This window comes from Aeromonas sp. R3-1, assembly GCF_040908345.1.
Classification (GTDB): domain Bacteria; phylum Pseudomonadota; class Gammaproteobacteria; order Enterobacterales; family Aeromonadaceae; genus Aeromonas; species Aeromonas veronii.
In genome coordinates this window covers 1-14,585 of record NZ_JBFODN010000105.1, presented here as the reverse complement: position 1 = coordinate 14,585, position 14,585 = coordinate 1, and the positions used below count along the sequence as shown (strand labels likewise).

Below are 14,585 nucleotides of genomic sequence, written 5' to 3'. Positions count from 1 at the left end.
GCTTGACTCAGTAACCGCCTTTGGCCTCTTTCACCGCCAGACCCAACTGCCATACCGCCATGGCGTAGTGGGTGCTGTGGTTGTAGCGGGTGATGGCGTAGAAGTTGGGCAGGCCGTACCAGTATTGGTAGCCGGTGCCGACATCGAGGCGCAGCAGGCTCGACTCGCGGTGGTTGCCGAGGGTGCTGGTGGGCGTCAGCCCTGCGCGGCGCAGGGTGGCCACCGGGTAGCGGGTCTGGAAGCCATGCTCATAGCCGGGCAGTTGGCCCTGACCGCGCACCGCCACCGGTTGGCCTTTCTCCCAGCCGTGGGCCTTGAAGTAGTTGGCGACGCTGCCGATGGCATCCACCGGATCCCACAGGTTGGTGTGGCCGTTGCCATCAAAGTCCACCGCATAGCGCTGGAAGCTGGAGGGCATAAACTGGCCGTAGCCCATGGCGCCCGCATAGGAGCCCTTGGGTTCGGTGGGGTCCATCCCCTCATCGCGGGTCATCACCAGGAAGGCTTCCAGCTCGCTGGTGAAGAATTCGGCGCGGCGTGGGTAATCAAACGCCAGGGTGGCCAGCGCATCCAGAATGCGGGTCTTGCCCATAACCCGGCCCCAGCGGGTCTCCACCCCGATAATGCCGACGATGATCTCCGGCGGCACCCCGTAGATCTGCTCCGCCCGGTTCAGCTCGCTTGCGTATTCACGCCAGAAGTTGACGCCGTTCTGTACGTTGTCCGGGGTGATGAACTTGGCGCGATAGCGGTTCCAGGCACCGGTCGGGCCGGTGGGCTTGGCGGTAGTCGGCGCCTGGGCATCCATCAGGCGGATGATCCAGTCGTAACGCTCTGCTTGTGCCAGCACCTGATGCAGCTGGGCGTTGTCAAAACCGTGCTTCTCGACCATCTTCTGGACGAACCGGTCCACGTTGGGGCGATTGGCGAAGTCCCCCTTGCTAACCCCTTGTGTATAAACGGGTTTGCTCGATGGCGCCTGATTGATAAAGGCGCTCTTGGGCTGGGGGACGACCACGGGCTTTGGCGCGGGGGCGCTGCTGCAGCCACCGAGCAGGGGGAATAATGACAGAGTGAGAAGAGAGGCAAGGCGACGCATAGGGTTCTCAAAGAGACTGATAAAGTGTCGCAATGGTAAAACATTGTCATCCCCGTGCAAGTGTTCCGTGCGCCTTGTTTGCCGCCAATTCATCGTGCGATGGATTAGCCCTTCTGTGAGGGCTGTGCTGTTTCGCGCTGGGGGTGACGCAGGGTGTGGTAGCCGCTCCAGAGTCGGGTCAGGGTGGTGATGGCGCAGAGCAGGGCAAAGCCGTAGGCGAGCGGGGCGAAGGCGGCGGGCCACAGGCACATCAGCACAAAGAGCGCGATGGTCTCGCTCCCCTCGGTGAGGCCGCCCAGATAGTAGAGAGATTTGTGGTGGTAGACCGGATTATCGATCCCCCGTTTGCCCGCCATGATGGCAAACGCCAGAAAGCTCGAGCCGGTGCCTATAAAGGCAAACAGCAGGGTGGCGGCGGGCAGCGCATTGGCGGGGGCGGCGAGGGCAAAGCCCAGCACCACGGCGGCGTAGAAAATAAAGTCGAGGGTGATGTCGAGAAAGCCGCCGCAGTCGGTGATGCCGGTTTCCCGCGCCACGGCGCCATCGAGCCCGTCCAGCAGCCGGTTGAGCAGGATGGCCGCCAGCGCCCACGGATAGCAGCCAAAGGCCAGCAGCGGCAGCGCCAGCATGCCGATGGCAAAGCCGGTGAGGCTCACCTGATTGGCACTGATCCCGGCACGGCAGAGCGGTTTGGCAAGCTGGGTGAGGGGGCTGCGGATCACGGGGATCAGATGGCGATCAAACAAGGTGAACACTCCTCGGTTAACAGTGGCATTCGGTGAGGTTGAGTATGGTGCCCGGTGCGTCTTCCGCATCGTGGGTCACCAGAATAGCGGGGATGGCCAGCGCCTTGATCTGCGCGAACACCAGCTCGCGAAAGGCGGCCCGCAGCGGCTTGTCGAGGCGGGAGAAGGGCTCGTCCAGCAGCAGGGCGTCGGGTTCCGCCAACAGTGCCCGCAGCAGACTGACCCGCGCCCGCTGCCCCCCTGACAGCAGCTGCGGCAGCTTGTCAGCCTGATCTGCCAGTGCGACCTGCGCCAATGCGGCCAACGCCTTTTCCCGCCGTGCGTGTTTTCCCTTGATGATCGCAGGCATGCCGAACATCAGGTTCTCCGCCACCGTCAGATGGTCGAACAGCAGGTCATCCTGAAACAGCATGCCGATGCGCCGCGCTTGCGCAGGCAAGGTGTTGAGTGGCCGCTCGCCGAGCCTTATCTCCCCCTCCAGCCGGATCGGGCCATTTCCTGTCAGTGCGCCGGGTAGTACCCCGGCCAGCCCCGCCAGCAGGGAGCTTTTACCGCAGCCGCTTGGCCCCATCAGGGTCAATACCTCGCCGGGGGCCACCTGCAGAGCGGGCAGCGAGAGCAGCAGATTTTCATCAAGGTAAAGCCTAAGAGGCGTGGTGCTCAGCATATGGCTATTTCCATCATGAGAGTTCATCGTGAGCCGCCCCCCTTGAGCGCCGGATTGATCAGCGCCGGCAGCCAGAGTGCCAGCAGGTAGATAACGAGTGGCAACAGCAGTTGCAGCAGGCCGTAGAGCCCCGCCAGCCGCCGGTTGAGGCCGCTGCCGATGGCCACCGCTTCCGTGGTGATGGTGACCACTCTGCCCGCGCCAAACAGCAGGGTCGGCAGATACTGGGCCAAACTCACGGCTGCCCCGACGCTGAAGGCAAACAGTAGCGGGCGCGCCAGCAGGGGCGCTTTCACTTGCCACCAGGCTCGCCATGGCGTTGCCCCCAGCAGCAGGGCGCTCTGGGTGAGCCGCGGGTCGAACTGGCGATAGGGGCCGTGCAGGCACAAATAGACATAGGGAAAGACAAACAGCAGCTGGCTCCAGAGCACCCAGCCCCAGCCAATGCCGCTGCTTATCGAGTCATGCGCAAGCCAGTCCAGCCCGAGCCGGATGCCAAACAGCAGGCTTGCCTGCGGCAGCAACAGTGGCAGGCAGATAAGCCAGAGCGGCCAGGGGCGGCGGCTGGCTTGTGCCTCCAGACTGCACACCGCCATCACCAGTGCCAGCAAGCCGCTCACCAGCGCCAGCAGTGCGCTGGTTGCCAGCAGCGGCAGCAGGGTTGGCAGCAGATCCAGCCAGTAGTGACCACTCCACTGACTGGGCCAGAGGGCGGGAAAGGGCCAGCGGCGCGCCAGCGACCAGAGCAGCAGGGCCACCAGCACCGCCAGATTGAGGGTGATCAGGGTGAAGGCAAAGCCTGCTGCGAGCCGGTTGGCAAAGGAGTGGGACGCAGCTCGTTTGCCATCGAGCCAGCAGCCTTTGCCCATCTCTTTATGAAGCCACTCCAGTAATCTGAGCAGAGCGATGAGCAACGCCGTGATGGCGAGCAAAAGCAGGGCGCCGCTGGCGGTGGCGCCGCGCCAGAGTAGATCCGGGTCCTGATACCAGAGCCACAACCGCACCGCCAGCGGGGTGGGGGCATCGGGCCCGAGCAGCTGGGCGAGATCCACCACCGCCACTCCGTAGGCCGCCACCGCATAGATGGGCAGGCGCAGGGCAGGCCAGAGTGCTGGCAGCAGCAGGCGCCACCAGATCTGGGGGGCACTGAAACCGAGGCTCGCCCCCAGCCACTGCTGGCGTGCCAGCAGGATGGGTTGCTGCGCGGCCATCGCCATCAGCAGCAAAAAAGGGGTCTCCTTGAAAACGAGCAGTGCAATCAGCCCGAGCCCCCAAGGGTCGCGGATGGTCTGCCAATCGGGGGGGAAATCAAACCCCGTCAGAGCTGGCGAGACGAGCCGCAGCAGCCAGCCGGAGGGGGCGAGCAGAAAGGCAAAACCGATGGCAAAGGCGACGTGGGGCATGGCCAGCATGGGCGAGAGGAGGCGACGGAGCAGCCCGAAAGCCCGGCTGTCGCTGTGGGCCAACAGCAGGGCGGTCAACAGCAGGCTGCCGAGGGTTGAGGCGGCGCCAATCCACAGACTCAGCGCAGCGGAGTGCCACAGGCCTGGCTGGGCCAGAAGCAAGGCAAGATGAGAGGCGGCCATCCCCTCCGCCAGCAGTTGCCACAACCCCGCCAGCAGAGGGATGACGAAGATCGCCAGATAAATGACCGCCATCCCCGTACTCATACTGGGGTGGCGTGTCATGCGGCGCCACGGTCGGGAGCGGGAAAGCGGGTGACCAGAGGCACTCATCAGTGGCCGTAACGCTCGGCCCAGGCCGCTTCCAGTTTGAGCTGCCAGCTGGGGTGAGGCTCGGGCACCGCTTTGAAGCGCAGTGCCGGTTGCTCTTTGGCTGAGTCAGGCAGGGCATCGGCCCGCAGCACACTGGGATCACCCCAGAAAGCCGGATTGGCTTTTCGCGCCTGCGCCGCCGGACTCAGCAGGAAGTTGGCCACCACCTTGGCACCCGCACGGGCACTGGCGTTGAAGGGGATGGCGAGAAAATGGCTGTTGGTGAGCGCCCCTTTTTTCATGGCGACAGCCTCCACGCTGGGGGGCAGGGCGCCAATCTGGGCGGCGCTTTGCGCCTCCTGCGGATTGAAGCTGATGGCCATGGCCAATTCGCCATCATCGAGCAGTTGGCGGGTCTCGGCAGCGCTGGTGGGGAACAGTTTTCCCTTGCGCCAGAGTACCGGATGCAGCTCATCGAGCCAGGCCCAGAGCGGGGCGGTCACTTGGGCAAAATCGCTCTCGGTCGCCTCCCGATAGAGGGGGGCCGGGTCTGGCGTCAACTCCAGCAGGATCTGCTTGAGAAAACTGGATCCATGGAACTGGGGCGGCTTGGGATAGGTGAAGCGACCGGGATGGGCCTTGGCCCACGCCAGCAGGGCAGCAGCCGAGGTGGGCGCTCTGGCGACCTCTTCGGTGTCGACCATCAGATTAAGCTGGCCGATGCCCCAGGGGGCTTCCAGCCCTTCCACCGGCAGGGTGAAGTCCTCACTCACCGGCAGGGTGCTGTCGACCAGCGCCATGTTGGGTAGCTCGGCGGTAAAGGGAGCGCCGAGCAGCCCCTGCTCCTTGAGCGCCTTGAAGTTCTCGCCGTTGACCCAGAGCAGGTCGATGGGGCCGCCAGCTTGCTTGCCCGCCTGCTTGTTGGCCAGCAGCTGGCTGACGCTCTGGGCAATGTCATCCACCTTCACCTGCACCAGTTTGACCTGATAGTCGCGCGCCAGCTCCTGCCCGGCCCACACCAGATAGGCGTTGATCTCCGGGCTGCCACCCCAGGCGTTGAAGTAGACGGTCTGCCCCTTCGCCTCCTCAAGTGTCCGTTGCCAGTTGTCGTGAGGGGTGGCTAACAGCGGGGCGCTGGCCAGCAGTGGCAGGGCGCACAGCAGCGCATTTAGCCGCTGTTTGAGCCAAGAGTTGCGGTGCGAGTTGAGGTGTGAGCCGAGCAGTGAGAATGGCTTGAGCATAAACGTTTCCCTGATTGTCAGGCGCCACGGCGCCAGCGGTGATAACGGGCCAGCAACGCCAGCACCCGGGTGGGCTGGTGGGCCCGTTTCCATTCACCCGCCACATATTTGTTCCCCTCCATCAGGGTGGGATAGGCGTGAATGGTGCCGAGGATCTTGCCAAGACCGAGGCGGTGACGCATGGCGAGCACAAATTCGGCGATCCGTTCACCGGCGTGAGTGCCCACTATGGTGGCGCCAAGGATAGTATCCTTGCCCGGCACGGTCAGCACCTCGACAAAACCGTGGCGCTCCCCATCGGCGATGGCGCGATCCAGCTCGGCCAGCTCGAAGCGGGTCGCCTCGAAGGGAATGCCTTGCGCCCCGGCCTCCTTGCGATTGAGGCCGACCCGGGCAATCTCCGGCGTGGTGTAGGTGGCAGCCGGAATGACCCGATAGTCGGCCCGAAAGCGCTTTAACTGGCCAAACAGGGCATTGACCGCCGCATACCAGGCCTGATGGGCGGCGAAGTGGGTGAACTGGTAAGGGCCCGCTACGTCTCCCACCGCCAGTATGCTGGGGAAGTTGGTGGCGAGGAAGCCATCGACCGCTATGGTGCCGCGGGGGGCAAGCTCGACCCCCAACGCTTCGAGCCCGAAGCCGCTCACATTGGCGACCCGACCCAATGCCAGCAGCATTTGATCCCCTTCAACCACTTGTGTCTCATCGCCTCGGCGCAGTTGCAGCCGGATGGGGAGATCCCCCTCGGCTGCGGGCAGATAGTCGGCTTGCTCGGCGCACCAGCCGGTGAGTAGCTGTACACCATCGCGGCTCATCTGCCCAGCCAGGGCGTCGGCTACCTCTCTCTCTTCGCGGGGCAGCAGTTGCTCCGAGAGTTCCACCAAGGTCACGGGAATGCCGAGCAGGGCGAAGCTCTGGGCCAGCTCGCAGCCGATGGGGCCGCCGCCCAGCACCAGCAGGCGGCGCGGCGGGGTGCGCAGCTGCCAGAGGCTATCCGAGGTGAGGTAAGGCACCTGTTCCAGCCCCGGCAGCTTGGGCACCAGCGGCCGGGCGCCGGTGGCGATAACGATATGGCGGCTGGCAAGACGCTGGCCGTTAACCTCCACCTCCCAGGGGGAGACCAGCCGCGCCTCCCCTTCGATGCACTCCACTCCAAGCCCCTGATAGCGCTCGATGGAGTCGTGGGGCTCGACCTCCTTGATAACCTCCGCTACCCGCTCCATCACGGAGGCAAAATCGGCGCGGGAGTGGCTTGGGCTAAAGCCCAGCTCGTCGGCTTTACGCTGCTCTGCGGCAAAGCGGGCGCTGCGGATCAATGCCTTGGAGGGGACGCAACCGCTATTGAGGCAATCGCCCCCCATCTTGTGCTTCTCGATGAGCGCCACTTTGGCCTTCACCGCTGCCGCGATATAGCTGGTAACCAGCCCACCTGCACCGGCACCTATCACCAGTAGGTTGTAGTCATAGCGAGCGGGTTTGCGGTAAGGGGCGAGCAGGCGCCGCTGGGCGAGGTGTGTGGTTAATTTCTTGACCAGCCAGGGCATCAGGCCGAGCAGGGTCAACGCGACCATCAGGCCGGGGGAGAGGATATTGCCGGTGCTGGTTAACTGGCCAAGCTCGCTGCCCGCCAGTACATAGACGAAGGTGCCGGGCAGCATGCCAAGCTGGCTGACCCAGTAGTAGGTGCTGACTCTGATGGGGGTGAGCCCCATCAGCAGATTGACCAGAAAGAAGGGGAAGATAGGGATGAGGCGCAGGCTCAGCAGATAGAAGGCCCCCTCCTTCGCCATGCCGGACTGAAAGGTGGCCAGCTTGCCGCCAAAGCGGGTCATCACCCAGTCGCGCAGCAGAAAGCGGGCGCTGAGAAAGGCCAGGGTTGCGCCTAGGGTGCTGGCAAAGGAGACCAGCAGCAGCCCCCAGGCGACGCCGAACACAGCGCTGCCACCCAGGGTGAGCAGGCTGGCGCCGGGCAGGGAGAGGGCAGTGCTCAGCACATAGATAAGCACGAACAGCAGGCTGGCCGAGACAAAGTGGCTGTCGACCCATTGCGCCACTGCCGCCTGCTGGGCCTGCAAGGCCTCCAGAGTGAGGTAACGACCAAGATCGAGGGCAAAAAAGGCGCCGATAAGGCTCCCCATCAGCAGTGCAAGCAGCAGGCGGGTCCGGTTCATCAGGCGTCCTTGCTGTCTGGCTGGGCAGGGCGTTCCGGTTGCACCGGCAGCTGGCAGAAGCCCTGCGGCGCGATATCGAGGGCGGCGTTGAACTTGGCCGACATGTTCTGGAAGGCGATAAGGCCGGTCAGCTCCACCATGGCATCGTCATCGAACCAGAGCTTGAGGCGGGCCGCCTGTTCATCGCTGACCCCATCGAGGCCAGTCATCGCCTCGGTGTAGTCGAGCACGGCGCGCTCCCGCTCGTCGAACAGCGGGCTTTCGCGCCAGTTGGCGAGCGCCTCCACCTTCTCGCTTGAACCTGCTCTCTTTACCAGGGTCATGGCGTTGATGTCGACGCAAAAACGACACCAGTTGAGCTGGGAGACCCGCACCGTCACCAGCGAGCGCAGCACGGGGTCGATGGGGGAGCGCTTGCGGTTGATGACCCCGTAGAGGGTGGCGACGGCGGCAAAGAGGCGCGGCGAGCGGCCCCAGCACTTGCCCGGAATAAGCACCTGACCATAGTTGCGCTTTTGCAGCCAGAAAAAGGGGCGGATAAACCAGGCATATTCCCGGTCGGGTTTGACCTCAACGCGCATCAGTTACCTTCTTGTTGTTTCACACTTACGGTTTCAAATTGGGTTTGTAGGCCTGGCCGAGGCGCTCGTTCAGGCGGGTCAGGAAATCCTCGATCCGCGCCCTGTTGGTGCCCAGATCGCTTTGCCCCTGACGGGAGGCTGATCGCATATCGATGCGGGTCTCTTTGGGGCCAGCAAAGACCCGCAGCGCCACATCATCCTGAAAGCCGAACCAGCCGGTGGTAACCACCGCATCCAGACCGTCGGGGCTGGGTCGCACCTGCCAGCCCAGCTCCTGCATCAGTTCGCTGGCTTCAATCACCACTTCGGCAGGAGAAGCCCTGGTAAAGAGAGGACCGGGTTTTGCCTCAACTGCTTTCAGCGGTGCGCTATTTATTGGCAGATCCTGCGCCGTTCTGAGCTCTGCCGCCCAGCGTAGCTGGGGGGGATTGTAGGGATCTGTGCTCACATCATTGATTAGCGGCATGCGCAGCGCCTGTGCCACAAATGTCAGGGGCAGCAGTAGCGGCAAGGCGCCAAGGCCGCTGGCGTAGCGGTTGCGGCTCCAGGGCAGACGCACCAGCAAGATCAGGGAGAGAATGGCTCCGATGAGACAGATCGCAAAACCGATCCACCAGGGCCAGAGATGAAGGCGGCTGCCGAGGGCGCCAGCGAGCGGGAGTAACCAGGCCAGCAGGGGCCACAAGCAAGAGCGGGGCATAGCACGGGATCCATCGTCGAATGTGGACAATGCCGAGAAGGATAAACTTAATTGCCTGATAACGTTAGTAAATTGATGAGAGTTTGGCGTGGTTTTGGTCAGTTTTGCGAGGGAGATGCAGAGGTCGGTGAAGCCAGCCTGACGGGAGCTTCACCGAGAAAATGGTCAGTTGCGATGACTTAGTTGCGATAGAGCACTTTGATCAGATGAAAGCCGAACTTGGTGCGCACCGGTCCCAGCACCTTGAGCAGTTCGCCCTTGAATACCGCATCGTCGAAGGGCTTGACCATATCCCCTTTATTGAACTCCCCCAGATCGCCGCTGCGTTTTGAGGAGGCGCAGGTGGAGAAGCGCTTGGCCATCTGGCCGAAGTCGGCTCCCTTCTCGATCTTCTCCTTGATCTCCAGACACTGTTTTTCGGTCTTGACCAGAATGTGCTGGGCACAGGCTTTTTTCATCGGGGCGCTCCTGGGAGTGATGGCGAAGGTTGTTAACGCCAAGGGTGGTAGCAAATCGGGGCGCAAGAGTACCCCAATTTGCCACCGGCGTCAGCCATCACAGCCCGCCCTTTATCGGCCGTATTATTGGCGAGCGCGGGTGGCCAGCACGGCGCGGGGGCGCGCTTGCCAGATGATCTCCAGCCCAAGCAGGGCGTAGAGGCTCCAGATAGCCAGCGGATTGAGCCACTCACCCCCCAGTTGCAGGGTCATCAGGGCGCAACCTGCCAGCAGCAGGGTGATGCCCGGCAGCCGCCAGTGGACGGGCAGGGGGGCCAGCAGCGCCATCGCCAGCAGAATGCCGAGGCCAAACGGCAGGTTCAGGGCGGTAAAAGCCAGCGCCTGCTGACCACTCATGCCGGTCAGCAGGGCCAGCAGGGCGCTGCAACAGGCGAGAAAGGTGATGAACTCGAGACGATCGGCAATATAGTCAGCCATCTGTTCGCTACGTGCATGCATGATGTGTCTCCTTCAGTTGATGGTTCAAGTGTGAGGGAGGGACGTCTGCAAAGGCAGCGGGATAATTCGATTGCGCTGAACGAGCAATTCTTAATCACCCGCTACGGCGGGCTTTAGGGTGTGCCGGGCCTGTTAAACGGTGAGGGTGGGGTGATGCCGACAAACTCTGTCGTGGTGGGTTTCTGGTTGCAAAGAGAGGAGGAGAGGTGACAAATGGTGCCTGATGGTGGGGTGAGCCTTATTCAGGGCAGGTCAATTCGCTTCCATCGGGAAAGCGGGCGTCGTCATTGTCACCAAAATGTGTGATTTGTGGTCAACCTCTTAAAAGATATGGCGAATTTGCCAATGGTGCTGCGCTGTCGCTGGCCGATGCCTATGTTAGGATAAGGTTCGCCATTTTTCTGGCGCGCATTTTTGTGTCACGGCCATGCACTGCATGGCGTGCTGCGCCGCATTCGGGGTTGGCCCGAAAGGGCGCCGGTTTCCTTCACCACAGATTCAGGAATATTGACCTTTGACAGGATGCATTTCATCCCTGCTGGCAGGGCGTTCACTGTCTGGCTCTGCGTTTCGCCGCGGCCTGCGGGTACTGGGGGTGGGCCTGTTGCTGTCGCTGCTGGCTTCGCCCGCGTTTGCCGCCAAGCTCACCTATCAGGTCAAGGGGTTGAAAGGGGAGAACAAGGATAACGTCGAAGCCTATCTCAATGCCCTGCCAGTCTATCAGGAGCGGCAATACCGCCCGGCTCGAGCCAAAATCACCGAGAGCGTGCAAAAGGCACTGCAGGTTTATGGCTACTACCAGCCGAAAATCACCCTGAGTCGCGACAAGAAAACCCCGTCCAAAGTGGTGATTGAGGTGGACAAGGGGGAGCCGGTCATCGTCTCCCGCCTCGATATTCTGCTGGAGGGGGATGCGGGCAGCGACGAGCTTTACAGCGCCCTGCTGGACAAGTTGCCCCTCAAAGAGGGGGAGCCCCTCAACCACGCCAAATATGAATCCATCAAGGCCGATCTGGGCAGCCTCGGGCTGGCCCGCGGTTACTTTGATGCCAAGCTGAGCAAGAGTCAGGTCAAGGTGTTCCCGGACAAGGGGACGGCAGAGATCTTTATTCTGTTCGAATCGGGCCATCGCTACCGTTTTGGCGAGATCCGCTACGATGCAACCCCCGAAGCGCTTCACCTTATTCGCCCGCTTATCAACATCAAGAGCGGCGACCCCTATCTCGCCATCCGTCTGGCCGAGATGTCGCAGGATGTCTCCTCCACCAAGCTGTTCCGTCAGGTCGATATCAAGCCGGTATTGAGCGAGGCGAGCAACTATCGGGTGCCCATTGCGGTGACGCTGGATAACCGGGTCGATCACGAAATCGAGACAGGTATCGGTTACGCTACCGACGTAGGCCCGCGGATGAGTGCCACCTGGGAGAAGCCCTGGGTCAACCGCTACGGTCATCGTCTGTTTGCCACCGCCAAGGTGTCGGCGCCGGAGGCAGAGCTCAGCTTTGACTACCAGATCCCGGTGGGTAACCCGCTGCGGGACTACTACTCCATCCAGACCGGCTACCAGTACAAGGACAACAACGATACCCGCTCCGATCTCACTACCATCGGTGTGCACCGCTGGACGCGACGGCCGGAGAGCTGGGATCGGGACGTCTTTATCCGGCTGGAGAACGAGATCTATACCCAGGGCGCCGACGAGGGGAACAGCTTGCTGCTGATCCCCGGGGTCTCCTGGTCCCGACTGCGGGTGCGCGGCACCCTGGTGCCCGACTGGGGGGATCGCCAGCAGCTGACGCTGGAGTTCTCCGATCCCAGATGGGGCTCCGACATCAGCTTTATGCGGGTGTGGGGGCGCAGCAAGTGGCTGCGAACTCTTGGCGATAACCACAGATTCCTGATGCGGGCCGAGCAGGGGGCCATCATAGGTGACAGCTTCTCGTTGGTGCCGCCGTCCTTGCGCTTCTTTACCGGTGGCGATCAGACGGTGCGCGGCTTTGGTTACGAGAGCATCTCCCCCACCGGGCCGGATGGCAAGCTGACCGGTGGCCGCTACACCAGCGTGGCCAGTCTGGAATACAACTACCGCTTCAGCGAGAAGTGGCTGGGGGCCATGTTTGTGGATGGCGGCACCTCCACCACCGATTACAGCGAACCCTGGAAAATAGGTACCGGCGTCGGTGTGCGCTGGGTCACCCCCATCGGTCAGGTCAGGCTGGATCTGGCGGTCGGGGTATCGGAGGAGGACAAGCCCTTGCGGCTGCATTTCGCATTGGGGCCTGAATTATGATGTTGTCTAAACGCTTTTTTCTTTGGCCGCTGCGGCTGTATCTTGCGCGGGGGTCTGCATTGTGATCTGGCTAAAACGTATTTTTCTCTGGCTGATGGGGCTGGTGTTCCTGCTGCTCATCGGTGTCAGCCTGCTGGGCTTTACCCATCAGGGCAACAAGTGGTTGTGGCAACAGGCCAAAGGGGCGCTTCCTTCTCTTAAGGGGGAGCTGGTGGCCGGTCAGCTTGGCTATGGCTGGACCCTGGAAGGGGTCGGCTGGCAGGATGAGCTGGTGGATGTGACGGTGGATCGCGCCGTGCTCGACTGGGATCTGGGCAAGTTGCTGCAGGGCAAGCTCTGGATAAAATCCCTGGCGGTGACCCATCCGGTAGTGAAGGTAGCCGACTCCGAGCCTGCGCCGGAAGAGCCTTCCGAACCCTTTGTCTGGCGCCCGCTGCCACTCAAGATCCAGGTCGACAGCCTCAAGGTGGCTGACCTCGATCTGGCGGTACCCGGTGTTGCCGTGACGCTGGGATCCCTCGATATCGGCGCCACCCTCAACCGCAAGGGGCTGATTGTACGCGGCCCGGTGCTTGATAACCTGACGGTGACGCTGGATGACGCGGCACCCGCCAGCGCAGCCAAATCTGCCAAGCAGCCGGCCGCTAACGAGAAGCAAGCCGGTGCTGCGGTGGCGCGCAACGACAAGGCCAGCGCCGAGACAGCCAAACAGGGCAAAGGGGCGCCAGCTGCAAATACGGCAAAGGCTGCCCCCATTCTCCTGCCCGCCATTCATCTTCCTTTCCCCATCAAGCTGGAAGGGGTCAGCGCGACCCGGGTGCAATATAAGCAGGGCGAGTTGATCGAAGGGCTCGACAGGCTGCTGCTCTCGGCCACCGCTGCCGACGATCGCATCGAGGTGCGCGAGCTCTCGCTGCGCCATGCCATGGCCGATCTGGCGCTCAAGGGGCACATCCAGCTCAGTGACGACTACCCGCTGGCGGTGACCCTGGATGCCAAGGCCCGCAAGGGGCTGCTGGATGGCGAGCTGCAGGGGGAGCAGGCCACGCTGGCGCTGAGCGGTTCGGTCGGCAAGCTGGGGCTGGCGTTGTCGGCCAAGGGGCCGGTCGCCGCCAGTCTCAAGGGCTCGCTGGCCGCCCTCGACCCGGCTCTGCCTTTTGATGTGGCCCTCGACTGGAAGAGCCTCGGCTGGCCTCTTCACAAGCCTGCCAAAGATGAGCCGAGCTATCGGCTGGACAAGGGGAGCCTGACCGCCAAGGGCAAGCTCTCCGGCTACCAGTTTGCCCTCAATACCTCCGGCAAGGGGACCGATGTCCCCCCCTTCAAGCTTGCGCTGGACGGCAAGGGGGATCTGGAGCGGCTCAGCAAGATCGCCTTGCAGCTCAACGCTCTCAAGGGGGAGCTCAAACTCGATGGCAAGCTCGCCTGGAACAAGGGGATCGAGTGGCAGGGAACCACCCTGTTCAAGGGGATCAATCCGGCCGAGCTGCTGCCTGAGCTGAAAGGGACGCTGGCCGGTGAGCTGGAGAGCCGTTTCGTGATGAACGAGGCGGGTCACTGGGAGCTGAAACTGCCCAAGCTCAAGGTGGATGGCAAACTCAACCAGTACCCGCTGGCCCTCAAGGGGGAGCTTAGCGGTAATGACAAGATGGAGTGGCAGATCCCGGCGCTCTCGCTGCAAAGTGGCCCCAACCAGTTGCAGGCCAAGGGCAGCATCAGCACTGCCCAATGGAAGCTCGATGCCAACCTGCAGGCTCCCCAGCTGGGGGGTATCTATCCCGGCCTGAAAGGGGATATCAAGGGACAGGTGAAGGTCAGTGGCAATCAGCAGACGCCAAAAATCGATGCGGATCTGGCCTCCAACCGGCTCTACTATGCCGGCACCGACCTGAAGGGTATTAGCCTCAAGGGCAATGCGGTGATCGGCGCCAAACCGGCCGGTGAGCTCGCGTTGTTGGTGGCGCAGCTGAAACAGGGCGAAACCAAGCTCAGCCAGCTGGCCCTGAACCTCAGCGGCGATATCAGTCAGCATCTGTTGACACTGACCATGAAGGGTGACCCTGTTGCGGCCAACCTCAAACTGGGTGGCGGCGTGCGCGGGGATCACTGGCGCGGGGCGCTCTCCGAGTTGCGGCTGAAAACCCCGCTGCGCCGTTGGGACTTGAGCTCCCCCTGGGCGCTGGATCTCGATCTGCCGCGTCAGCGGCTGGCGATGGGGGATCTCTGCCTCGGCTCCCAGGGTGCCAGCCTCTGCGTCAAGGGGAGTCAGGTTTCCGCTGCCCAGGGGACTCTGGAGTTTGCCCTGAGCGAGTTTGATCTCAAGCGGCTGCGCCCCTGGTTGCCGGACAACTTCCGCTGGCAGGCGATGCTCTCCGCCGATGGCCGCGCCAGCTGGCGTGGCAATCAGCCGACCCTGCAT

Annotated in this window: 11 protein-coding genes and 1 pseudogene; 2 read left to right on the top strand and 10 right to left on the bottom strand. The window is 62.7% G+C overall.

Annotation, left to right across the window (positions count from 1 at the left end; genetic code table 11):
• Positions 1–7: 7 nt before the first annotated feature.
• From mltB to AB5Y85_RS06725, 10 genes are all read right to left on the bottom strand, one after another.
• Complete coding sequence (mltB, locus tag AB5Y85_RS06770) at positions 8–1,099, bottom strand: lytic murein transglycosylase B (protein WP_257687348.1); 1,092 nt, start codon at positions 1,097–1,099, stop codon at positions 8–10.
• A 104-nt stretch (positions 1,100–1,203) separates the two neighbouring features.
• Positions 1,204–1,845, bottom strand: coding sequence for a CDP-alcohol phosphatidyltransferase family protein (locus tag AB5Y85_RS06765; RefSeq protein WP_257687349.1), 642 nt, complete (start codon positions 1,843–1,845; stop codon positions 1,204–1,206).
• Positions 1,846–1,861: 16 nt separating this feature from the next.
• Positions 1,862–2,512: an ATP-binding cassette domain-containing protein gene (locus AB5Y85_RS06760; protein ID WP_257687350.1), complete on the bottom strand. Its 651-nt coding sequence runs from the start codon at positions 2,510–2,512 to the stop codon at positions 1,862–1,864.
• Between the two features lie 23 nt (positions 2,513–2,535).
• Entirely contained in the window at positions 2,536–4,170 is a 1,635-nt protein-coding gene (locus tag AB5Y85_RS06755) for an ABC transporter permease (RefSeq protein ID WP_257687351.1), read from the bottom strand.
• A gap of 77 nt (positions 4,171–4,247) precedes the next feature.
• Positions 4,248–5,468, bottom strand: coding sequence for an ABC transporter substrate-binding protein (locus tag AB5Y85_RS06750; protein WP_257687352.1), 1,221 nt, complete (start codon positions 5,466–5,468; stop codon positions 4,248–4,250).
• 17 nt (positions 5,469–5,485) lie between these two features.
• Positions 5,486–7,639, bottom strand: coding sequence for an FAD-dependent oxidoreductase (locus AB5Y85_RS06745; RefSeq protein WP_257687353.1), 2,154 nt, complete (start codon positions 7,637–7,639; stop codon positions 5,486–5,488).
• Positions 7,639–8,220, bottom strand: coding sequence for a carboxymuconolactone decarboxylase family protein (locus AB5Y85_RS06740; RefSeq protein ID WP_257687354.1), 582 nt, complete (start codon positions 8,218–8,220; stop codon positions 7,639–7,641). The genes AB5Y85_RS06745 and AB5Y85_RS06740 overlap by 1 nt, the downstream gene beginning before the upstream one ends.
• A 25-nt stretch (positions 8,221–8,245) precedes the next feature.
• On the bottom strand, positions 8,246–8,920 hold the full coding sequence (locus AB5Y85_RS06735; protein WP_257687355.1) for a DUF1499 domain-containing protein: 675 nt from the start codon (positions 8,918–8,920) through the stop codon (positions 8,246–8,248).
• A 179-nt stretch (positions 8,921–9,099) separates the two neighbouring features.
• Complete coding sequence (locus tag AB5Y85_RS06730; RefSeq protein ID WP_033136755.1) at positions 9,100–9,378, bottom strand: peptidylprolyl isomerase; 279 nt, start codon at positions 9,376–9,378, stop codon at positions 9,100–9,102.
• A 123-nt stretch (positions 9,379–9,501) separates the two neighbouring features.
• Positions 9,502–9,876: a hypothetical protein gene (locus tag AB5Y85_RS06725; protein ID WP_043818464.1), complete on the bottom strand. Its 375-nt coding sequence runs from the start codon at positions 9,874–9,876 to the stop codon at positions 9,502–9,504.
• A gap of 514 nt (positions 9,877–10,390) precedes the next feature.
• On the opposite strand from AB5Y85_RS06725, the gene AB5Y85_RS06720 reads away from it, so the two are divergent.
• The gene (locus AB5Y85_RS06720; protein ID WP_100646312.1) at positions 10,391–12,166 is read left to right on the top strand and encodes an autotransporter assembly complex family protein; all 1,776 of its coding nucleotides are present in this window, start codon (positions 10,391–10,393) and stop codon (positions 12,164–12,166) included.
• Positions 12,167–12,227: 61 nt separating this feature from the next.
• A pseudogene (locus tag AB5Y85_RS06715) lies at positions 12,228–14,585 on the top strand (translocation/assembly module TamB); the annotation flags it as partial.

Excerpts from the sequence above, each read along its gene's own strand:
- AB5Y85_RS06730 (WP_033136755.1), bottom strand. The coding sequence starts at position 9,378 with ATGAAAAAAGCCTGTGCCCAGCACATTCTGGTCAAGACCGAAAAACAG.
- AB5Y85_RS06755 (WP_257687351.1), bottom strand. The coding sequence starts at position 4,170 with ATGGCGGTCATTTATCTGGCGATCTTCGTCATCCCTCTGCTGGCGGGG.
- AB5Y85_RS06760 (WP_257687350.1), bottom strand. The coding sequence starts at position 2,512 with ATGCTGAGCACCACGCCTCTTAGGCTTTACCTTGATGAAAATCTGCTG.
- AB5Y85_RS06745 (WP_257687353.1), bottom strand. The coding sequence starts at position 7,639 with ATGAACCGGACCCGCCTGCTGCTTGCACTGCTGATGGGGAGCCTTATC.
- AB5Y85_RS06740 (WP_257687354.1), bottom strand. The coding sequence starts at position 8,220 with ATGCGCGTTGAGGTCAAACCCGACCGGGAATATGCCTGGTTTATCCGC.
- AB5Y85_RS06725 (WP_043818464.1), bottom strand. The coding sequence starts at position 9,876 with ATGCATGCACGTAGCGAACAGATGGCTGACTATATTGCCGATCGTCTC.
- AB5Y85_RS06750 (WP_257687352.1), bottom strand. The coding sequence starts at position 5,468 with ATGCTCAAGCCATTCTCACTGCTCGGCTCACACCTCAACTCGCACCGC.
- AB5Y85_RS06735 (WP_257687355.1), bottom strand. The coding sequence starts at position 8,920 with ATGCCCCGCTCTTGCTTGTGGCCCCTGCTGGCCTGGTTACTCCCGCTC.
- mltB (WP_257687348.1), bottom strand. The coding sequence starts at position 1,099 with ATGCGTCGCCTTGCCTCTCTTCTCACTCTGTCATTATTCCCCCTGCTC.